Consider the following 22777-nt stretch of genomic DNA (forward strand, 5'->3'; position numbering starts at 1 on the left):
CACTATGAGCATAGAAAAAATATTATCATCGGCACCGGTAGTGCCAGTGGTGGTAATTGATAATTTAGAAGATGCAGCGCCACTAGCAAGAGCGCTATATAACGGCGGTCTAAAAGCACTTGAAATTACACTGCGTACACCGATTGCTGCAGAAGCTGTAAAGCTAATGAAAGCCGAAGTACCAGAAGCCTATGTTGGCACCGGGACTGTGGTAGATAAAGCAAGCTTTGATGCATCAGTTGCCGCAGGTGCTGATTTTATGGTGAGCCCAGGCGTAAATGATGAACTTTTAGCACTGGCAAAAGGCACTGATATTCCATTTCTACCGGGCGCCGCAACGCCAAGTGAAGTGATGAAATTAGCCAGTCACGGATTTAAGTTTTTAAAGTTCTTTCCAGCAGAAGCTGCAGGTGGAACAGCAATGCTTAAATCGATTGGTGGGCCATTACCACAAGTAACATTTTGTCCAACCGGTGGCATTAGCCTAGCAACAGCACCAAGTTACTTAGCACTTAGCAATGTTATTTGTGTTGGTGGTACCTGGATGCTAGATAAACAACTAATTGAAAATAAAGACTGGCAAGCCATTGAAGCGCTTGCTCGCCAAGCAAGTGAAGTTAAATAATTTAAGTGGAGTTTTGAAATGATTAATGTAGCAATTAATGGCTATGGCCGTATCGGTCGCAATGTTCTACGCGCGCTTTATGAGTCTGCACAAAATAATGAAATTAAAATTGTCGCAATTAACGACTTAGCACCCGCTAATGTTAATGCACATTTAACACAATATGATTCAGTGCATGGGCAATTTTCTCATAAAGTAACGCTTGCTGATAACACCATGCTGATTGGCGACGACGTTATTACTCTTACCCAAGAACGCGATCCAGCTAACCTACCATGGAAAGCATTAAACGTTGATATCGTTTTAGAATGTACGGGTTTTTTCACTAAGCGTGAAGATGCTGCAAAACATATTACAGCAGGCGCGAAAAAAGTAATCGTTTCAGCCCCTGGTACTGATTTAGATGCAACTGTTGTTCACGGTGTAAACAGTGATGTGATCACTGCAGATAGCAACATTATTTCTAATGCTTCATGTACAACTAACTGTTTAGCACCAATTGCCAAAGCAATTAACGATACAGTCGGTATTGAGCAAGGTAGCATGACGACAATCCATGCTTACACTAATGACCAAAACTTGTCAGACGTTTATCATCCTGATCTGTATCGAGCGCGAAGTGCAACGCAGTCAATGATCCCAACTAAAACTGGTGCTGCTAAAGCGGTTGGTTTAGTGTTACCTGAGCTTGCTGGTAAACTTGATGGTATGTCAGTTCGTGTACCTACAATCAACGTATCATTGGTTGATTTTACGTTTATTACAAAGCGTGAAACAACTGCTACAGAAATCAATGAAATCATGAAAGCAGCATCTGTTGGTTCTATGAAAGATATTTTACAATACAACGAGCTACCGCTTGTTTCTATTGACTTTAACCATAACCCAGCGTCGTCAATCTTTGATTCTACGCAAACGAAAGCTGATGGCAAACTAGTTAAAGTGATGGCTTGGTATGATAACGAATGGGGTTTCTCAAACCGCATGTTAGACCAAGTTAAAGCGTTAGGTCAGTACTTGTAATAAGTACCACGTAAAAATTTAGCTTTATCCAACCAAGCCGCGACTATCGCGGCTTTTTTGTGTCTAGCGCTGGGCTGTAGATATGGTATTCTGCGAGCTGTTTTAATACCAATCGACTTAAATATTTAACCATTCTAGCGAGCTAAATAAAGCGCTAACTGCGTTATGATTTTCATGTAGAACAACTACATGTCAAAATTTACGCCTTGTTATCACTGTATTTATCTGTCGCTATAAATGGTCAGTAACTTAACACGATTGGTATAAAAGGAATTACTAATGAAAAATACTCTAAAAACTCACCTGTTCCGTACTAACCACCTACAAATAGGTGAAGGTAATATTAGCGGTTATATCGGCTGCTTTTTAGCGATGCTGTCTTGTTTAGGCGTGCTCGCCTTTCATTTTCCAGAATATTTAACCACACCGGAACTGAGAAAGAGCTACAGTGTAGAATTTTTACGTCAACTGATGTTTGGTGCGCTTATCGTGGCCGGTAGTTTGGGATTACTTAACTTTGTACGTAACAAAAATAAACGTTTAGGTGCAACTGCGTGGTTTTTTATTGTGCTGGCCATTGCGTTTGGCGGCCCTAATGTTGAGGTGAATGATTTTGCTGATAACACACCCTATATAGGCCTAGACTGGTTTATATTAGATTTATTGGGTTCAACCTTAATATTTATTCTCATTGAAAAGCTGTTACCGCACCGCAAAGAACAAAAGATATTACGTAGTGAATGGCGCGGTGATCTAAACCACTTTTTTGTTAACCATTTGATTATTGGGTTTGTGTTATTAGTGACTAATCACTTTGTGCACTATGGTTTTGGTTGGGCAGTGTCAAGCACTGTGCAGGGCTACATCAGTAAATTACCTTTTATATTGCAAGTGCTGTTAATTATTTTAGTCGCTGATTTGATGCAGTACTTTGTACACCGCGCTTATCATGAAGTGCCTTATTTATGGCGTTTTCATGGTATTCATCACAGTGCAAAAGAAATGGACTGGCTTGCAGGCTCTCGCCAGCACATTTTAGAGATTTTAGTGACGCGCAGTTTAGTACTTACGCCTATTTTCGTGCTGGGTTTTTCGCAACAAGTGATCAGCTTATATGTGATAATCGTGGGTTTTCAGGCGGTATTTAACCATGCCAATGTACGGGTGAAATTTGGTTGGTTGAAATATTTATTGGTTACGCCACAGTTTCATCATTGGCATCACTCTTCAGATAAAGCGGCCATTGACCGTAATTATGCTGCGCACTTTTCATTGTTAGATTATGTTTTTGGCACAGCCGTAAAAGGCCAACAAGAATGGCCAGAAGCTTATGGCGTAGTCGGGGACTATGTACCAACTGGGATGTTAAAACAGCAGCTGTTTCCGTTTAAAAAGCAAAAATAGTCGCGATATGGGAATCCTTTCAATTTAGTGTTTTCGATAGTAGTCATATTTTATCGAGTATTGGTATGGACAGATAATAATCAAAAAATATATTGCTAAAAAAGGTACTAGTAGTAATAATTGATAACTGAAGGAATATGTATTACTAGCGACTTTTTTTAAACTAATCGAACACAAGGATTCTATTTTGCAATTTAAATTATTATTAACGAGCTTATCTATTTTAGCTGCAAGTGGATGCGGCGGCTCTTCTGGAGACAGTCAAGACACAAAGCCACCTGCTATTTCAGAGCAAACGTTTACGCTCAAAATAACAGCCAATGGTGTTGCCGCAGGACTTGAAGTGTCATGGATGGATAACAAAGCGAAGCTTACTGCAGACAAGGTTATTGAACTGAGCGCAACGTCAAAAACATTTGTACAACCAACCTTATTAGCTATACCAGAAAGTATCACGTGCGACACACAGCTGAGCAATACAACAACGTTGAATTATAGCCTTGCTGTTAAATGTGTATCTTCTCAGGCGAGTTTTGCACAAACAACCCCTTATTCATACCCTGTAACTATTCGTTATGGCGAGCAAAGTATTCAGTTAAAAGACTCTCCAGTCTCGGTTCCACCACTTACAATGATTGAGCCTGAAATTACAGCGCTTGGCGGGCCACAGATTTGTGAAGTTGATGACTCCTCTAATCTTAAGTTTAAAGTAGCTTGCCGTCCTTATACTGTGGTGTATGAAAAACGTAAATTGTATTTGGTGTTTAGTGAACAAGAAAAGCAATTATTGTTTGATAACCCCGACAAAGAGCGGTTAATTGAATCTGAATATTTATGGTTTGATGAGCAAGTTTGGTTTATTACTGAAGGCGCCTCTACGCAATACAAATTACACTCTGCTTCTTTTGATAATGGCCAATTAGGTAATTATAAAATCCATGATATTAACGCTTCAAGTCTAGCTATTTCAGGCGGTAAACTATTTGCGTTAACGTCTTTTCCTGATGGTGTTTATAGTTGGCAAAGTGGTAAATGGAAAGCAGTATCTAACCTAATCAACGATGGGGTTTTGAAAAGTGAATTTATTGCAAATAATCAAGACCTTTATCTAGCGCTTGAAGATAATAATGAGGTTTCATCAAAATCGTATATACAGATCATAAATGCTCAGATCCGAGGGAGAACTGTATTGAGTAAGCAGATCAGTACATTTAGTCATACACCATTTTTTGAATATGATGACATCACATTTGGTCTAGGTTTTGGTACTGATGAGCAGTTGCTTATAAATGTAATGGACGTTATACCAAGTGCGCGCGATGACGCTGTGTTTTCATTGAATAATGTACGCAATGCTACTATTTGGCAAAATGGTAATAACCAGTTCTTATTTACAAACCAAGACAGTGGCATTGAACAGTTTAAATTCACACGAGAACAAGTAGAGACAAGTACTGCATTCGATTTAACCGCGTTAAGACAAATAACTCCTGATTGGATTGGCGGCGACTTAGATACTTTACTAGCGGGTGATTTTGTTGAGACAGCATCGATAAAATATGCCGTGCTTAAATATTTACGTAAGGCTGGTACAGAGCAGTCAGAATTGCAGTTGCAATCACGGTTAAATACCACTCAACCGATCAGAGTTTATAATGAAACATGGCGCACAATTGCGAGTTATGCACGAAGTAATACTAAAAAAATAACTCCTATTGTGAGTGAACAAGGCTATTTATTGGTTTATGTAGGTGATGCGTCATCTAATCAATCTACGGGGCAACTGTGGGCCCTATCAGCGGATAAAGAGTATTTGATCAAAGCTGATGTGTCATGGGAAAGTTATTCAATGAAAGACTTTCATTTTGAGACTATTTCTGAAAAACACCTTGTGGTGTATAGCGAATTTGCCAACGAAGTCATTACAATAACGCTTGATTAACGCTATTTTATTAACCAACTGAGCTTTGGGTGAATTAGTTTGACCAAAGCTCAGTAAAGTTACTGATATTATAAAAGCATACCAGACACGAAAGCCATATAAGTAGACCAAGGCTTATTTATATTCAGTTTTATTTTATAGCTATGTAGCAAAGCAAGGCGGTAAAGCACGACTCAGAGGTAGAGTCGCGCATAAAAGTTATAGTTTTTCTATTAGTGCTTTAAGAGTTGGTCGTTGGCTCATATCTGCATTCATACATTGTTGAGCAAGTTTTCTTAGCTGTGTTGCATCGCTCGTAACTTCAGAACACACGCTCAGTAAATCATCAATTAAGCAGCCAATCGCTCTGACTTCAATACGCTGCATTTGTTGGCGCTGATAGTCGGTCAGAGAGTCTAAGTTAGTTGCTGCGCCAAAGTCACCAAACAATACTGTGTATTCATCGTTTATCATGGTGTTGTGCGCATATACATCGCCATGACTTACGTTATTGATATGTAAGTGGGCAAGGGTGCTGACCATTTGCTTAGCTATGTGTTTAATGGCGTGAGCAGTAAACTGTGTATGCTCAAAAAAGGTATCGCGGGTGCAAGTATCAAGTGACGGCGGTAAGCCGAGGTTTTGATAGTCCTTGCTGATAAGCTCCATAACCAGACCAAGTTGCTCTGGGTTATCGATATAGGCGAGAACGTTTATTAGGTTTTTATGTTCGCCCGCTTGCAAGCAACAGTTTACTTCATCAAGTGGATAGCCATCACTGGTGATCGCGCCTTTAAACAGTTTTAACGCCACATTATTGTGCTGCCACTGTGCTAAGTGAATAATCCCAGACGCACCTTCACCAATTTTTTCAACAAGTGAAAACTCGTTTAGTTGTACGGCTGCTAATTGAACTTGTTGTAAACTTTGTGCTTTATTAAAGTCATTGCCTGCAAAAGCCAGCCAACTGAGTTTTGGTAATTCAAACAGCCAGTCATTAACATCAGTTAAGTTATTCGCAGATAAACGCACGAGTTCAAGCGCTTGGCACTGCTGCATGCTGTGTGGCAAAGTCGTTAGTCGATTACCAGCAAGGGCAAGTTTACGCAGTTGCGTAAGTTCACCAAAAGAGTCTGGCAATTGTTCAATATGGTTGTCAGTTAAAATTAACCATTGTGTCGAAAGCGGCAAACTATGCTCGGTAAATTCACTGATTTTATTGCCTTTAAATGCAATCATAATAAGGGAAGGGCATTTTGCCAATACAGCAGGAATATGCTGGAACTGATTGAATGATAAAAACACCCGCTTTAATTTAGTTAAACTAGCAAATTCGTCGGGCAAATCAGATAAGTTATTATTTGATAAATCGAGTACTTCGAGGGTATCTGCAAGGGTAAAAATTTCGTCTGGGAATGTGGTTAGCTCTTCAACTAGCTGTAAACGTTTAGTGCCAGCTAATTTACCACTACGAAGCTGTTCAACGGTATTCAAAATACAAATCCATTTATTTAGGGGTTTAACAATAAGAAAATAAAAAGGCCAATCAAGTTGGCCTTAGTCATAATTTTAGTCAATAAAATTAAAATTGTGCGTTGTGATACACGTTTTGTACGTCGTCACAATCTTCAAGCATCGCTAAAAAGCGTTCCATTACTTCTACGTCTTCGCCTGCAATTGGTGCTTCAACTTGTGGCACAAAAGAGATCAAATCTTCATCAAACTCAGTAACGCCCATTTCTTCAAGTGCGGTACGGGTGTTGTTGTACTCAGTATGCGGAGCAAAAACAGTGACTTTGCCGGCTTCAACTTCTACGTCAGTAACATCAACGTCAGCCATCATTAGTGCTTCAAGCACGGCTTCGTCATCATCGCCATCAAATACAAAAATAGCCAAATGATCAAATAGGTGAGATACCGAGTTTTGTGCACCAATTTTAGCGTTTGCTTTAGTAAAACATACACGTACATCAGCAAAGGTACGTTTGTTGTTGTCAGTTAAGCAATCAACAATGATCATGCAGTTACCAGGGCCATAGCCTTCGTAACGAGTTGCTGAGTAGTCTTCACCGCCGCCGCCTTTGGCTTTATCAATTGCGCGGTCAATTACGTGTGCTGGTACTTGATCTTTTTTAGCGCGTTCAATTAAACGACGTAGCGATAGGTTGCCATCGGGATCAATACCACCATTTTTTGCGCAAATATAAATTTCTTTACCGTACTTTGAGTAAACTTTAGTTTTAGCACCCGCAGTCTTAGCCATTGAATCTTTTTTGTTTTGGTAAGCTCTTCCCATCTGCGTTTCGCCTTAAATATGTTTTTAAAAGTATAAATTTTGTAGTGCCGTATTCTATACCCAACTCGCTTGGAAATACAGAATTCAGTGGGAATTAAAGTTGCTTTGAGTGAGCAGCACAAAAAATATAACCCGCAGTTGCGGGTTATATTTTCAATCGAAATGTATCGGGTTATTACCAAATACGTACGCGTTGATCTTCTGGTAAATACAAGGCATCACCCGGTTGTACATTGAATGCTTTGTACCATGCATCGTGGTTACGTGGTGCTTGTGCTCTAAAGCGACCGGGTGCATGTGTGCCACCACGAAGCTGGTTTAACATGCTTTGCTCAGTGCGTTTTTCTTTCCATACTTGTGCCCAGGCTAGGAAGAACCGTTGATCGCCCGTAAGGCCGTCAATAATAGGCGCTTCTTTACCGTTTAGGCTGAGTTTGTAAGCGTGATAAGCCATTGCTAACCCACCCACGTCACCGATGTTTTCACCTAAGCTATTACGACCATTAACGAAGTTACCAGGGATTGGCTCGTATTGACTGTATTGTGCAGCAAGTTGGTCGGCTTTGGCATCAAATGCAGCACGATCGGCATCTGTCCACCAGTTACGTTGTACGCCGTTAGCATCTGATTTAGAGCCTTGATCGTCAAAACCATGGCCCATTTCATGACCAATCACGGCACCAATGCCACCATAGTTTACTGCCGGATCGGCATTAGGATCGAAAAATGGTGGTTGTAGAATTGCTGCAGGGAATACAATTTCGTTAAACGAACTGTTGTAGTAAGCGTTAACACGTTGTGGTGTCATGCCCCAGCGGTTACGGTCGGTTTTTTGCAATTCTTTTGCAGCGCTTTCAGCTCGGAAAAACTCGCGGGTATTTTTGATGTTGCCCATCAAATCATTGCTACTTATGCTTAAACCATCAAATGATTGCCATACATCGGGATAGCCAATTTTAGGCACAAACGCAGCGAGTTTAGCGCGGGCATTTACTTTCGTTTCTGCGCCCATCCAGTCTAGGTTGTCAATACGTTCGCCCAGAGCCGTTCGCAGGTTTTCTACCAATGCTGACATTTGTTGTTTTGATGATTCAGGGAAGTAGCGTGCTACATACACTTTACCAATGGCAAAACCTAATGAATCAGTGCTCGACATTTGGCTGATAGCGCGTTTCCAGCGTGGGCGTGGCTCTTGCTGGCCATTTAGCTCTTTTCCGTAAAATGCGAAGTTAGTATTGAATACATCTTCAGACAGTAGCTCTGCATTAGAGCTTAGTGCGTGATAGGTTAAGTAATCTTTCCATACAGTAACATCTTCTTGATTGATCAATGCAATCATTGCTTTGATCGGCTCTGGTTGCGATACATTTAACTGTGGTACTTGGTATCCTGTTTGTTCAAAATACAGATCCCAATTAAAATCAGGGTAGCTAGAGCTTAGCTCGCTGCGTTCGATTTGATTTAGGGTAAGGTCGCGGTTACGACGTTTTTCTCGTGGCCAGTGGCCTTGTGCTATTTTGGTTTCAAGGGCTAAAATTGCCTCAGCACGTTCAGTTGTATTGTCAACACCTGCAAATTTAAGCATGTCGGCGATATGGGCTACATAAGCAGTACGAGTTTTAACAAAACGTTCAGAATCTTCAAGGTAGTAAGAACGATCTGGTAAACCTAAGCCGCCAGCGCCTAATGACATTTCATATTTATTTGGGTCTAAGCGGTTAAACCACATGCCACCACCAATAGGCGAGTTAACGCCCGTTAACCACGATTGGCCAAATAATTTGGTTAGATCATCGGTTGATGAAACGTTACTAATTTCCGTTAGTAGTGGTTTAATTGGCGACACACCAAGCTTATTAAGGGTATCGGTATCCATATACGCGTTATAGAAATCGGCAACTAACTTTTCTTCAGTATTTAAATCTTTACGGGCTGCGATCTCTTCAATAATTGCCTTAACACGCTCTTCGCTACGTTCTGCCAATCCTGCAAATGCACCGTAGCGAGTTTTATCGGCAGGCATAACGTAGTTGTCATACCATGTGCCACTGGCGTACATGAAAAAGTCATCACCTGGTTTTATGGCTTCATTGCGGGCTGTTAAATCTACCCCAAAGCCACCTAATTCAGCTTTTGCTGTCTGGGTTTCGGTACTAGGCTGTTGCGCTTGTGTTGTTTTAGGCTCTGAACAGCCGGTCAGAAATGTGGCAGCAAGTGTTGCTGCAATAAGTGTTTTTTTCATTGGACTTCCCCTGAATGTAATTTAATTATTTTTATTGCACGTTTTCTAACTCAGATTGTTATTGATAACCTAAAAACAGACAAACTTTTGAGGTGAATTACTTCTCAGTTAGGTGAAACAACAAACTACGCGGCATACAGTGTGTATCCCGCGCCGAAGATGAGTCTCCATGTTTATGCTGTTTTTTGTTGAAGTTCCCACATGCGCGCATATTCACCATTGAATTTAAGTAACTCATCATGTTTGCCTTGCTCGATCAACTGGCCCTCTTTGAGCACAATAATCGTATCTGCATCTGTTATTGTTGATAAGCGATGGGCAATAACTAAACTGGTATGATTAGAGGCTAGTGCAGACATGGCTTTTAATATTGCTTGCTCGGAATGAGAGTCTAGCGCTGATGTTGCTTCGTCAAAAATGATAATAGGGGAGCGTTTTAAAATGGCTCGGGCTATGGCAATGCGTTGTTTTTCACCGCCTGAAACTTTTAAACCTCGTTCACCAACGAGGGTTTGATCACCTTTATCTAAACTATCAATAAAGCTGCGTAAATGCGCCATATTAATAGCATTATCAATGTCTTGTGCTGTAGCATCTGGACGGCCATAAGCAATGTTGTCGCGAATGCTGGTATTAAATAACACAGTATCTTGTGGCACAATGGCAATCGCTTGTCGCAAGCTGTTGAGTGTGACGCTAGTAAGTTGTTGACCATCAATATGTATTTCACCGCTGTCAATATCATAAAAGCGATACAGTAAACGGGCTAGGGTGCTTTTTCCTGCACCGCTGGCGCCCACCACCGCGACTTTGCTGCCTGCTTTAATAGAAAAACTAAGCTGCTTAATGATAGGTCTTGATGGATGGTAGCCAAAGTTAACGTTTTTAAATTCTATATCAGCGTGTTGTATATTGAGCTGTTGTGCATTTGCTTTATCTGAAATGAGTGGTTTACGGGTTAATAGTCCGAGCATATTTTCAAGGTCGGTTAAGGCGCGGCGAATTTCTCGATAAACAAAGCCTAAAAAATTGAGCGGTAAAAATAATTGGATCATATAGGCGTTGATCATTACCAACTCACCAATAGAGAGTGTGCCTTTAACCACTTCAATACTAGCAAGCCACATTAAAGCGGTGATCGCTGCTGCTATGATCAAGGCTTGACCTGAATTAAGGGCAAGCAACGATAAGCGGTTTTTAAGCCGGGCTTGCTCCCAACTAGCTAAAAAGCCATCATATGTTTGTGCTTCATGCTTTTCATTATTAAAATATTTAACGGTTTCATAATTAAGTAAGCTGTCAATAGCACGGCTGTTACTATTATTGTCGGCTTGGTTTGCTTCGCGAATAAAGCGGTTGCGCCACTGTGTTACAACAACCGTGAAGGTAATATATAAAGCCACTGCAAGCAGGGTAACTACGGCAAACCACGGCGAAAATAAAGTTGCAAAAATAATCGCAACTACGGCTATTTCAAATAAAGTTGGCACAATATTGAACATTAAAAAGCGCATTAAGAAGCTTAAGCCACTGGTGCCACGCTCTATATCACGGCTAATGCCGCCAGTTTGCCTATCAAGATGAAACGACAACTCAAGGCTGTGTAGGTGATTAAATACTTTTAGGCCAATATGGCGCATAGCATGTTCAGTTACACGACCAAACAACGCATCACGTACTTCACCAAAAAACACACTCGCAAAACGTAGTCCGCCATACAGTAACAGTAAAGCTATGGGTACGATGACTATATTTTGTAAACTTGGATCAACACTGTCGATTATTTCTTTCAGCGCCCATGGCATCAATAAAGTGGCACCCTTTGCGGCGATCAATGCCAGTGTTGCAAGTGTTACACGGCCTTTAAAAGCAACTAAGTAAGGCCACAAGGTGACAATGCTTTGCTTTAAATTCATCGCATCATGATGTTTTATTGCTTCTTGTTTACCCATTCCGCGCATATTTTCTCTAACTCTATTAAGTCTGCATTAAACTTTTTCTAGTAGCCTAGGGTATAAACTTTAACAGTTTGTATCTAGGGCTATACTACTAACAGCACATAGTACAGTTTAGGCAGCTTAAGACAATGTTTTAGAGTGGTTAATTAAACTCAGTTTTTAACAAAGAAGGGAAAGCAGATGAAAACTATCGGATACGCAGCACATCAAGCTAATACGCCATTAGAGCCATTTCATTTTGAAAGACGCGATTTGCGCGATGAAGATGTTGCGATTGAAATCTTATATTGCGGGGTGTGCCATTCAGATCTTCATACCGTAAATAATGATTGGGGTGGCACCAGTTACCCAATTTTACCAGGACATGAGATTGTAGGTCGTGTCACTGAGGTTGGCAGCAAAGTGACTAAATACAAAGTTAGCGATAATGTAGCAGTTGGTTGTATGGTTGATAGCTGCCTTGAGTGTGACCAATGCCACAAAGGCGAAGAGCAATTTTGTCGCGAAGGGATGGTCGGAACTTATTCAGGAAAAGATCGTATCACTGGTGAATCAACCAAAGGTGGTTACGCTAAACACATTGTAGTGCGCGAAGAGTTTGTTTTAAACGTTCCAGAATCACTTGATCTTGCTAAGTGTGCGCCAATTTTATGCGCGGGTATTACCACTTATTCGCCGCTACGTACTTTTAATGTCGGGCCTGGTAGCCGAGTTGGCGTTATTGGCTTAGGTGGGTTAGGCCATATGGCAATTAAAATCGCTGCGGCAATGGGTGCCCATGTGACAGCTATTAGTCGATCAGATGATAAAAAACAGCAAGCGTTGGAATATGGCGCTGAAGGTTTACTGGTATCTAAAGACGAACAAGCCATGAAAGCATACGCTAATCAGTTTGATGTGATCATTAATACTATTCCAGTTAAGCATGACTTTACCCCTTATATGCCCCTATTAGATATTGATGGTACTCAAGTATTAGTCGGACAAGTGGGTGAGATGGCTGAATCAAACTCGGTGCCATTATTATTGGGGCGTCGCCGCGTGGCTGGCTCTTTGATTGGTGGTATTGCACAAACTCAAGAAATTCTTAATTTCTGTGCGCTGCATAATATTTTACCGGAAGTAGAGATGATCAATATGGCAGACATTAATCAGGCTTTTGAACGCTTAAAAGAAGGTGACTTGTCTCATCGTTATGTCATTGACATGTCCTCACTTGAAGTCGCTTAATTATCGACTGTGATTTTTGGCCGTAAGTAGTTTTACTTGCGGTTTTTTTTGTTCAATTGCAAATTAGCTATTGAAATAGGGCAATTACTCCCCATTTATAATACCAGCTTACTATTTAGATAATAAAATGATCCGTTTTCGCTTAGTCCTTACTGTATTACTGCTGTTTACTGCACTTTTTAGTGTGCAGGCTAATGCTGTGAGCAACGCTGAGGCTAATGTGAGCCAGCCTACCGCTTTTTTTCAGTCGGCGATGTTATCTGATTTGAGTGCTTTAGAGGTTAAGGTATTTGATACTTCAGTATCAGATATCACCCCTTTTACCAAGAAGGTACCAATTGCGGCGGCTGATCAACAAACAGAAGGCGCGGGGTTTGAGTCTTTACAGCCACGCTTTTCAGCGAGTAATTCATCGCTATTTCTGTATCAAAGCCAAGTTGAGCCAAGTTATGTGGCAATATTTGAGTTTTTTGTACCTAGCCTTGCGCGCCAACTTTACTTACAACCCCTTGAACCGCCAATAACATTACCTTGGTTTGTAGCCTACGAAGGTAAAAAATCACGGATTAGTGGTTGGAAAGACGCCAACTTACAATACCGTGCAGTACTTACTTACTACAGTTAACTCTTCCTACTAATTTTTTCGATGTTTTAGTCATTCAACTAAAGCAAATAAATTACTGCGCCTATGAGGCAAGAAACCGATGCTTGCATTGGTTTAAAGGAAGCAATATGTTAAAAAATTCATCAAAAAAACCGCTGCTACAGCGTTTTAAAATAAGCTATATGGCGATGTTTTTGGCGCTGGTATTATTAGCGATCAGTGCCTTACCAAATTTATATCCAGCAAAATCGTGGCTGCATCTGAGTACAACGCAGAGCCAGCCACATTCACAGCAGTTACTAGCGAATACTCCTTCGCAAAAATCTGTTATTGATTTTTTAAATCAACATGGGTTTCTGGTTGAGCAATCAATTCAAGTGGCGCAAAACAGCCTTTCATTAAATGTGTTACTACAAGAGCCAACCAAAAGTGCCGCAGCGCAACAAGCGTTAAAAAGTGAATTTACGCAGTTGAATGCAAAAATAGTTACGCATCAAACAAGTCCCGATTGGTTACAAAGCTTAGGATTAGCACCTATAAAATTAGGTCTTGATCTTAATGGTGGTGTGTTATTTGTATTAGATGTTGATTTAGTGAAAGCGCAACAAGAGCAACTTGATAGTGCGTATGAACAAACTAAAACAATTATTCGTGATGAAAAAGCCAGAGGTGTTCGTGTACAAAAAAATGCCCATGGTTTTGAATTACATGCGTTGCCTGCTGCTAAAAGTGACTTAGCCGCAGTACAGGCGAATGTACTAAAGCGTTTTGAGCGTTTAATGGCAACTGCGCATTCACAGGGTAATTTAACAACGGTGGCATTTAGTTTTAGTGAACAAGGTAGTAATGCGTTTGATAAAGAAGTAATGAGTCAAACCTTAACCACTTTAAGAGGCCGTATTGAAGAATTAGGCATTACTGAAGCAGTTACCCAGCGCCAAGGTAAACAACGTATTCGTATTGAGTTACCCGGTGTACAAGATCCAAGTGAAGCAAAACGTATTATAGGTGCAACAGCGTCGCTTGATTTTTATCAGCTTAAAGAAATCGGCGGAAAAACCTTTAACCTGCAAAATGGTGGCTCGATCAATTTAGACCCAATTGCTATTTTTTCGGGACAACACATCAATAATGCCCATGCAGGGCGCGATGAATGGGGCAAGCCGCTAGTGCAACTTAGCCTTGATAGCCAAGGTGGCGAGGCGATGTCGGCATTTTCCAAACGTAATATCGGTAAACCAATGGCAACGGTGTATTCTGAATATTATAAAAATGTCAAAGGTGAAGTAGTTAAAAAAAGTGAAGTGATTAATGTTGCCAATATAGCTCAACATTTGAGTAGCCAATTTAGTATTACTAATATGCAAAGCCCACAAGCGGCGCAGGATTTAGCATTGCTATTACGTGCAGGTTCATTAACTGCGCCGGTGACAATCGTACAAGAACAAACCATTGGGCCAAGCTTGGGCGCAGATAACATACATAATGGGCTCGCGGCCTTGATGTTGGGAATGGGTATTACATTAGCCTTTATGGCGCTGTGGTATCGCCGTTTAGGGCTGGTGGCAAATATTGCCTTATTATTGAATTTAACAGCTTTAGTAGGATTAATGTCACTGCTGCCTGGCGTGGTGCTAACTTTACCGGGCATAGCCGGGCTGGTACTGACAATCGGTATGGCTGTTGATACTAATGTTATTATTTTTGAGCGGATCAAAGAAGAGCGCCGTAAAGGCCGAGCACCATATCAAGCGATAGAGCAGGGCTACCAACAAGCATTTGCGACAATTTTTGATGCTAATATTACCACTATGATCACGGCAATTATTTTATATGGTATTGGCTATGGGCCAATCAAAGGCTTTGCAATTACGCTGGCGTTAGGGCTAATCACTAGCGTATTTACCGGGGTGTATGTTTCTAAGGCGTTGAGTCAGACTTTGTATTTAAAATTGGCAAATAAGCGAGGAGCTCGCGCATGAGCAATTCAAATGAAAAAATGAGCACCACAACCCGCTTACGTTTATCGGGGTTGGTTTTATCTATCCTACTAGTGCTGCTCTCTGTAATAGGGGTTGCTACAAAAGGATTGAATTTCGGCCTTGATTTTACTGGTGGCTATTTAACGGAGTTTACCACTGCAGTGCCAATTAGTGAGGCTGAGCTGGCGAAAAAAATTAGTTATTATCACCATGATGACTTTGCCTTAAGCGCTCAATCTAGCCAGCACTTTCAGTTAAGAGAGGCAGAGCAAGCCAGTACATCGCCTTGGTTAGCAACGCTTACGCAAGATGAGACATTGGGTGCTGAAGTGTTGTCATCTTCTTACTTAGGCTCTCAAGTTGGCGATGAATTATTTGAACAAGGCTGTTTGGCATTATTTGCGGCAATGGTTGCCGTGATGGTTTATTTAGCGCTACGCTTTGAGTGGCGTTTAGCGTTGGGATCGGTTGTGGCTTTAATGCATGACGTGGTGGTGGTAGTTGGTTTGTTTGCATGGTTACAGCTTGATTTTAACTTAACCGTGTTAGCGAGTTTACTGGCAATCATTGGTTATTCATTAAATGATTCAATTATTGTCGGGGACAGGGTACGCGAGCTACTGCGCTTAGATTCCACAACACAACAAGCTAGCGTGAATACGGTGATTAATGAATCAATTAAGAGCACTTTGACCCGTACTTTGATCACCTCAGGCACTACTCTTGCTACAGTGGCGAGTGTGTGGTTATTGGCTGGTGCGCCGTTACAGGGGTTTTCTATCGCACTATTTGTAGGAATTGTTGTGGGAACATTATCGTCAATTTGTATTGCTGCAACGTTACCGCAGTTACTTGGTTTAAGACATGAAAACTATCAAGTTAAGGTCGATGAGCAAAGCCAAGCGTTGATGGATATGCCGTAACTAACTTTATCAACGAAAAACAAAAATGCCGCGATATACGCGGCATTGTTATTATTTAAGTTAATTTGTTAACTTAAATTAATTGTCACAACATCAGCTGTTTCATCATCGTTAAGTACAGGTTGTTTTGGTATGTCTGGTTTATCAAGCGCAATATCGCCGCCATCAATTACTTCACCGGTTTTTAAGTTGGTGAAATCAAATAACTCATTATCTGCTAGATGCGAAGGCACAACATTTTGCATTGCAGTAAAAATACTCTCAATACGACCAGGGTGCTCAATATCCCACTGTGCAAGCATCGCTTTGGTATGTTTGCGTTGCAGATTTTCTTGTGAGCCACACAGATTACATGGAATGATAGGGTATGCTTGGCTGATAGCATATTGTTCAATATCTGTTTCTTTACAGTAGGCTAATGGACGAATTACCATGTGCTCGCCGTTATCGCTCATTAATTTAGCTGGCATGCTTTTCAGTTTGCCACCATAAAACATATTTAAGAATAGGGTTTCGATCATATCGTCGCGATGATGACCTAAGGCGATTTTAGTGGCCCCCATTTCATTTGCGGTACGATATAAAATACCGCGACGTAAGCGTGAGCATAGCGAACAGGTTGTTTTACCTTCAGGAATAATATCAGTCACTATACTGTAGGTGTCTTCTTCAACAATTTTGTATTCAATATTCTGAGTGTCTAAATATGCTGGCAATACATGTTCAGGAAAGCCTGGTTGCTTTTGATCAAGGTTAACAACAAACAAATCAAATTTAATAGGTGCAACACGCTGTAAATGCTGCAGCATGTCAAGTAGAGTATAACTGTCTTTTCCACCAGAGAGGCACACCATGATACGGTCGCCTTCTTCAATCATATTGAAGTCCATCACCGCTTGACCGGTTTGACGACGTAAGCGTTTTTGTAACTTAGATAAGCTATGTTGAGCTTTGGCTTGAACAGAATGCGACATTACGCCCCCTTTAGAACTATGGGTAAAATAAAGGGGCGTATTATATGCCTAAAGTTTCAATCAACAAAATTTATTTAATCTTTTGCCAGCGGGCTCACATAGCCGTCGGGTTTTAAGGCTAATACGTCACAATCAAGGCTGTCAATGACATGCTCTGCGGTGTTACCTACTAAGGCTGCACTTAATCCAGTGCGGCCAACCGTACCAATCACCACTAATTCACTATTAAGGCGCTTTGCTACATCAGGGATCACGTCCTCTGGTAAACCTTCTTCTATGACACAGTTTTGCTGGGCGATTTGATGACTAGCTGCTAACTCATGGGTCGATTCTATATGGTGTTTTTTTACCGATTCGTTATAAATACTGGGGTTAAACTCAGGGATTTCAATTGCAATGTTTACCGGTGTCGCAGGATAGGCGTTAACGATACTAAGGCTTGCGTTAGCCAGTTCACATAAAAACTGCGCATCTTGAATAATACGATGGTTTAAATCAAGGTGCTGTTGGTTTTCACTTACAGCGTTAACAGCAGCTAAAATATTACCCTGCGAAGGCCAAGCGTGCTCTTTTACCAATAATACCGGGGCTGGGCATTTACGAATTAAATGCCAATCGGTTGGAGTAAAAATTACTGACTTAAGTGTATCGTGCTGGTGAGTTCCTTTTACAACCAAATCAAACTGTTGGTCTATTACCGTATCGATGATCGCTTCATAAGTGCGATTATGCCAAACCACTTGGCTGTTAATATCGACGTCTGGGTAGTGTTGCAAAATTTCATCCAGCCATAACTGACGGTCTTTAACGACGGCATTGCGCATTGCCTCGCGCTCATCGCCAGAGAGCATGGTCGTCATCTCATAGGAAAAATCATAAATGCTCATAAAAGCGGTGATACTGGCACCGGACTTTTTGGCTAATTCGATAGAGCGAGATAAACCATGCTGAGACTCAGCGGTTGGATCAATAATGGCGAGTATTTGTTTGATGGTGTTCATAAGCTGCTCCTTTAACTACTTTATAGCTAGAGTGTAACGTATAACGTGAGTAGTTAAAGTAACAGCTAACAACTAGTTGCGCTAGATCAAGTTTATTTTGGGTGGATTGCTGCAGCTGCGGATAACCCATCACTATCTAGAATAGTGATAAACTTACCTTCCACTTTTATTAAAGCAGCTTTTTGAAAACGACTCAGTAAACGACTAATCGTTTCAACGGTTAAACCAAGGTAATTACCAATTTCACCACGGGTCATGGTAAAGCGAAACTCTTTACGAGAAAACCCGCGTTCGCCAAAGCGATTTGACAAGTTGTAGATAAAACTAGCTAAGCGCTCTTCGGCTGATTTTTTATTCAGTGACAAAAACATTTCTTGGTCGTAGTTAATTTCACTGCTCATCAGGCGCATAATCTGCTGGCGTAGTTTTGGTAATTTACCCGCTAGATCATCAAGTGTTTCAAATGGAATTTCGCATACCATTGAGGTTTCGAGCGCTTGAGAAAAGCTTTGGTGTGCCATTTTATTTATTGCATCAAAGCCGATTAAATCTCCTGCGAGGTGAAAGCCAGTAATTTGCTCGTCACCTTGCTCTGAAAGGGTGTAGGACTTAAATGAACCAGAACGAACAGCAAAAATAGCGTTCAGTGGCGCTCCTGATTCAAAAAGAAAATCCCCTTTGTGTAATGGTTTTTTACGCTCAATGATTTCATCAAGTTTATCCATTTCTTGCCCATTGAGGGTAAAAGGTAAGCACAGTTGACTTATGCTGCAGTCATTGCAGCTGATTGTGCAATTATTTTTGGCTTTGTTTTGATATAAATCCATTAGTTCAGTCCATTAAATGTTGTCACATTAATTTGTTAAGATTAATGCAGCAGCTTGTCAGTTGCAATGATAAGTAAATAAATCCCGTACCAAATAAGTACACTGCCCAGTGCTATTCGTGCCCATGGGTGATTTAATACTTTATGTAATACTTGTGCGCCCATGCCGATACTTAACATCGCGGGAAACGTACCAAGCGCGAAAAATAGCATGACTAGAGCGCCATCAAGGGCTGTGTTGCTGGTCATCGCCCAGGTTAGCGCTGAATAAACTAAACCACAGGGTAACCAACCCCATAATGCGCCATAAGCCATTGCTTTAGGTAATGAGTTGATTGGCATTATAAAACGATTTAGTTTTACCAAGTGCTGCCACACCAAGGTTTTCCCTAGCGATTCCAGCCATTGTAAGCTTGCGCCTAACCGCATGATATACAAGCCAACCAAAATCATAAACAGGCCACTTAAAAACGCTAAAATTAACGCGAACCAATGACTTTGGGTGGCAAAATGGCTGCTGATCCCAGCAACGAGCGCCCCTGCGAGCATATAACTGCCGGCACGACCGATGTTATACGCAATGGAGTACTGCAATGGTCGGGTTTTATCTGTGGCTAATTGTAAGGAGCTGGCAATACCACCACACATTGCTATGCAATGTCCGCTGCCAATAAGGCCCATGATAAAAGCGCTGACAAATAAGGGGTCAATCATTACTTTTTTTGTGCTGCTCTTTATCATCTTCAAACAAAATGCTATGACCTTGTTTGTTTAAATCTGAAAATTGTTCACCGCGAACGGCCCAAAAAAACACTCCAATCGCGATCAGTACAAATAAAATAGCAATTGGAACTAGAATATAAATTATACTCATAATTTTAATAACCTTAGTGAGTTACTGATCACAATGATGGAACTGGCAGACATCCCAATCACAGCCATCCAAGGTGCAACTAGGCCTAATGCCGCAAGCGGTAAGATTGAACCATTATAGAGCAATGAAAGCGCTAAATTTTGCTTTATTATTCGGCGTGTTTTTTTCGATACCGTCAATAAATGCTCTATAGCGGCTAAATCACTATTGAGTAATACCACATCGGCGGTGTTTTTGGAAATATCAGCGCCGGTTTCCATTGCGATAGATAAATGCGCGCTATTAAACACTGGACTGTCGTTGACACCATCTCCTACCATAGCAACAATTTCACCTTGGCTTGACCACAGCTTCACTTCGCTTTGTTTATCCTCTGGTAGACAGCCTACTTTAAAGCTATCAAGTTTGAGCTTCTTAGCAATTTGTTGCCCTGCATTTGAGGCGTCCCCAGTTAGCATGTGGCAGGTTAAGCCTTGCTGTTGTAAAGAGGTAATTAAGTTTGCAGCATTACTTTTTACTTCATCTACAAAGTAAAAATTAGCAACCGGTTGTTGATCAATGTAGAACGTTGCTTGAGCATTACTTTTTTTACTGTTGAACCAACCACTTTTACCAATTGCATAGTTATGATTGTCATCTTCACCGGTGATGCCACAGCCAGGATGAATTTTAATATTCGTTAAGTCGCGCTGTGTGGGTGTGAACTCATTAAATGCAGTCGCAATAGGGTGTTCGGAGTAACTTTCAAGTTGTGCTGCAAGAGCCAAAATCTGTTTTTTAGATAAAGAATTTGCTAATAAGTCCACAGCATCTAGGCTAAAACGCCCCTGTGTTAACGTGCCTGTTTTATCAAAAGCAACGCGCGTTAATTGTGGTAGTGTTTCTAGCACATGAGACTGCTTAATGAGTATTCCTTTGCGGGTTAAGGTAGCCACCGCGCAGGTTAAGGCGGTTGGAATTGCTAAACTTAGCGCACATGGGCAAGTTGCAACAAGGACCGCAATGGTGATCCAAAAGGCATGTTCAGGGTCAACTTGATACCAGCCGATGGCGGTAAGTGAGGCAAATACCAGCAAGCAGGCAACAAACCACTGTGCCACTTTGTCGGTGATTTCCACCAGTTTAGGACGGGTGGCAAGCGCACTGTGCTGCAATTTAATTATTTGGTTTAAAAGAGTATTTTGACCAATTTTATTGATAAGAATTTCAATTACACCATCATGATTCACGGTACCGGCAAAAACTTGATGATCAATGTACTTACTAACTGGTAAATGCTCACCTGTCATCATTGCTTCATCAACGGTGGTGCTGCCAGAGCAAATAACACCATCTGCAGGAATTGTTTCTCCGGCTTTAATTAAGACTCGGTCACCGAGTTTTAATTTTTTAGCTGCAATAATATGTTCGTGGCCGTTTTCATCCAAAGTACGGGCTGTAAGTGGTAATAACTTTTGTAAGTTAGCAGTAAACTCACTGGCTTTCAGTCGAGCCCTAAACTCTAAATATTTACCTAGCAATAATAAGAAGGTGAACATACAAATTGATTCAAAATACACTTCGCCCACGGCCATCACTGTGGCGTAACTACTTGCGCCATATGCGCCAAAAATAGCCAGGGATACAGGAAGATCCATGTTTAACTGCTTGGCTTTTAAGCCATTAATTGCATTGGTTAAAAAGGGCATAGCACTGTATAAAATAACCGGTGAAGCGAGTATTAAGCTGATCCATCGAAAATACTGTTCAAAGCTTTCTTCCATGCCAGAAAACATGCCAAAGTACATGGCGAAAGCAAACATCATCACTTGCATTGTCATTAAGCCTGCTACGCCGAGCCTGCGAATGTACGATTTGGCAACTAGCTGCTTTTGACTTGCTTCAATATCGACTTGAAACGGGTAGGCCTTGTAGCCAATTTCTAATAACGATTTGATAATGTCGCTTAGTGGTGTCTGATCTTTATGCCATTGGATCATCGCACGGTTTGTTGATGTATTTACGTCAACGCGTTTGATTGCGGGTATATTTAACAGCTGCCTTTCAATCAACCATGCACAGGCGGCACAAGTGATCCCTTCAACGGTCAATAACACTTCACTGATGTCGTTGGTTTGAGAAATAAACTCGTCTTGAATATCTGGATTATCGTAACTGCTAATAAATGCTAATTGCTCTGGTACTAGCTGTTCTACTTTACCAGCGCGTACGGTTCTGAATTTATAATAATCTGTCATACCTTGAGCAACAATTGTCTCGGCAACGGTTTGACAGCCAATGCAACACATCGGTTGCGCGCTTGCGTCTATAACAACAGTCGCGCTAAAACCAGATGGTACACTTTCAAGGCAATGAAAGCAGTTATTAGACATGATAGCTTTACTACTTATATTCAGGACTTATGGTAATACTTTGCTTACTTGGCAAAGTGATGTTTTCTTTTAACTTCCAACTACCGTCTATTGGCTCAATAAATACAGTATAAGTACCATCACTATATGGATCAATAATTGCTGTAAATTCACCATTTGCATTAGGGGTTAAATGAGTACTAAAATCATGGGCCTGGATTGTACGGTGGTAAAACGATAGCTTTAAAGAATGGATATTACTGGTATCCCCTTTATTGAATTTAAAGCTTACTTTGTCTGTTTCGACGTTTAATTCCCCATGTAAATATAACGCTTTGGCTTTATCAAATTTGCTCAATTCTAAATTAATTGCTTTGCCTTTTTTATAGTAATCATCAACCACCATATCAGGGCCATTGCCGATCGCAGTTATAAAGAGGGAAATACAGCCAATGATGGCAACTAGCGGAAAAAAGATTAAAAACCACGGCCAGAAATTTTTATACCAAGGAGTAGAGGTCATAAATACACTTAATTTGTTTT

General features: G+C 40.9%; 19 protein-coding genes. 8 read left to right on the forward strand and 11 right to left on the reverse strand.

What is annotated here, in order from left to right; genetic code table 11:
* Positions 1–4 precede the first annotated feature (4 nt).
* The 4 genes from eda to H5163_RS11930 all read left to right on the forward strand — a co-directional run bounded on the left by eda (position 5) and on the right by H5163_RS11930 (position 4994).
* On the forward strand, positions 5–625 hold the full coding sequence (gene eda / locus H5163_RS11915) for a bifunctional 4-hydroxy-2-oxoglutarate aldolase/2-dehydro-3-deoxy-phosphogluconate aldolase (RefSeq protein ID WP_145233470.1): 621 nt from the start codon (positions 5–7) through the stop codon (positions 623–625).
* A gap of 18 nt (positions 626–643) precedes the next feature.
* A complete protein-coding gene (gene gap / locus H5163_RS11920) occupies positions 644–1648 on the forward strand; it encodes a type I glyceraldehyde-3-phosphate dehydrogenase (protein WP_145233472.1) in 1005 nt (334 codons plus the stop codon).
* Between the two features lie 279 nt (positions 1649–1927).
* Positions 1928–3052 (forward strand): sterol desaturase family protein, encoded by a 1125-nt coding sequence (locus H5163_RS11925; RefSeq protein ID WP_145233475.1) that lies wholly within the window; start codon positions 1928–1930, stop codon positions 3050–3052.
* A 187-nt stretch (positions 3053–3239) separates the two neighbouring features.
* Entirely contained in the window at positions 3240–4994 is a 1755-nt protein-coding gene (locus H5163_RS11930; protein ID WP_182735210.1) for a hypothetical protein, read from the forward strand.
* 198 nt (positions 4995–5192) lie between these two features.
* On the opposite strand, the gene H5163_RS11935 is transcribed toward H5163_RS11930, so the two are convergent.
* The 4 genes from H5163_RS11935 to H5163_RS11950 all read right to left on the reverse strand — a co-directional run bounded on the left by H5163_RS11935 (position 5193) and on the right by H5163_RS11950 (position 11427).
* Positions 5193–6467 carry a leucine-rich repeat-containing protein kinase family protein gene (locus H5163_RS11935; RefSeq protein ID WP_182735211.1) on the reverse strand — a complete coding sequence of 425 codons (1275 nt, stop codon included), beginning with the start codon at positions 6465–6467 and terminating at the stop codon, positions 5193–5195.
* An 88-nt stretch (positions 6468–6555) separates the two neighbouring features.
* A complete protein-coding gene (locus H5163_RS11940; protein WP_145233481.1) occupies positions 6556–7269 on the reverse strand; it encodes a YebC/PmpR family DNA-binding transcriptional regulator in 714 nt (237 codons plus the stop codon).
* 175 nt (positions 7270–7444) lie between these two features.
* Entirely contained in the window at positions 7445–9511 is a 2067-nt protein-coding gene (locus H5163_RS11945) for a M13 family metallopeptidase (RefSeq protein ID WP_182735212.1), read from the reverse strand.
* Between the two features lie 173 nt (positions 9512–9684).
* Entirely contained in the window at positions 9685–11427 is a 1743-nt protein-coding gene (locus H5163_RS11950) for an ABC transporter ATP-binding protein/permease (RefSeq protein WP_145234073.1), read from the reverse strand.
* A 222-nt stretch (positions 11428–11649) separates the two neighbouring features.
* Between H5163_RS11950 and H5163_RS11955 the strand changes: the two genes are divergently transcribed.
* From H5163_RS11955 to secF, 4 genes are all read left to right on the forward strand, one after another.
* On the forward strand, positions 11650–12699 hold the full coding sequence (locus tag H5163_RS11955) for an NAD(P)-dependent alcohol dehydrogenase (protein ID WP_182735213.1): 1050 nt from the start codon (positions 11650–11652) through the stop codon (positions 12697–12699).
* Between the two features lie 127 nt (positions 12700–12826).
* The gene (locus H5163_RS11960) at positions 12827–13324 is read left to right on the forward strand and encodes a hypothetical protein (protein WP_182735214.1); all 498 of its coding nucleotides are present in this window, start codon (positions 12827–12829) and stop codon (positions 13322–13324) included.
* A gap of 107 nt (positions 13325–13431) precedes the next feature.
* The gene (gene secD / locus H5163_RS11965; protein WP_182735215.1) at positions 13432–15285 is read left to right on the forward strand and encodes a protein translocase subunit SecD; all 1854 of its coding nucleotides are present in this window, start codon (positions 13432–13434) and stop codon (positions 15283–15285) included.
* Positions 15282–16208: a protein translocase subunit SecF gene (gene secF / locus H5163_RS11970; protein WP_182735216.1), complete on the forward strand. Its 927-nt coding sequence runs from the start codon at positions 15282–15284 to the stop codon at positions 16206–16208. Before secD ends, secF begins: the two co-directional genes overlap by 4 nt.
* A 68-nt stretch (positions 16209–16276) precedes the next feature.
* Here secF and ttcA read toward each other — a convergent pair whose 3' ends face one another.
* From ttcA to H5163_RS12005, 7 genes are all read right to left on the reverse strand, one after another.
* Positions 16277–17182 carry a tRNA 2-thiocytidine(32) synthetase TtcA gene (ttcA, locus tag H5163_RS11975; RefSeq protein WP_145233494.1) on the reverse strand — a complete coding sequence of 302 codons (906 nt, stop codon included), beginning with the start codon at positions 17180–17182 and terminating at the stop codon, positions 16277–16279.
* A gap of 74 nt (positions 17183–17256) precedes the next feature.
* Positions 17257–18183 (reverse strand): universal stress protein UspE, encoded by a 927-nt coding sequence (gene uspE, locus H5163_RS11980; protein WP_182731414.1) that lies wholly within the window; start codon positions 18181–18183, stop codon positions 17257–17259.
* Positions 18184–18275: 92 nt separating this feature from the next.
* Complete coding sequence (locus tag H5163_RS11985; RefSeq protein WP_145233499.1) at positions 18276–19010, reverse strand: FNR family transcription factor; 735 nt, start codon at positions 19008–19010, stop codon at positions 18276–18278.
* 41 nt (positions 19011–19051) lie between these two features.
* Positions 19052–19723, reverse strand: coding sequence for a sulfite exporter TauE/SafE family protein (locus tag H5163_RS11990; protein ID WP_182731415.1), 672 nt, complete (start codon positions 19721–19723; stop codon positions 19052–19054).
* Entirely contained in the window at positions 19716–19883 is a 168-nt protein-coding gene (ccoS, locus tag H5163_RS11995) for a cbb3-type cytochrome oxidase assembly protein CcoS (protein ID WP_145233504.1), read from the reverse strand. Before ccoS ends, H5163_RS11990 begins: the two co-directional genes overlap by 8 nt.
* Positions 19880–22255: a heavy metal translocating P-type ATPase gene (locus tag H5163_RS12000; protein ID WP_182731416.1), complete on the reverse strand. Its 2376-nt coding sequence runs from the start codon at positions 22253–22255 to the stop codon at positions 19880–19882. Before H5163_RS12000 ends, ccoS begins: the two co-directional genes overlap by 4 nt.
* A 10-nt stretch (positions 22256–22265) precedes the next feature.
* On the reverse strand, positions 22266–22757 hold the full coding sequence (locus tag H5163_RS12005) for a FixH family protein (RefSeq protein ID WP_145233509.1): 492 nt from the start codon (positions 22755–22757) through the stop codon (positions 22266–22268).
* Positions 22758–22777 lie beyond the last annotated feature (20 nt).

Origin of the sequence: Pseudoalteromonas sp. SG44-8 (assembly GCF_014164125.1) — a bacterium.
Classification (GTDB): domain Bacteria; phylum Pseudomonadota; class Gammaproteobacteria; order Enterobacterales; family Alteromonadaceae; genus Pseudoalteromonas; species Pseudoalteromonas rhizosphaerae.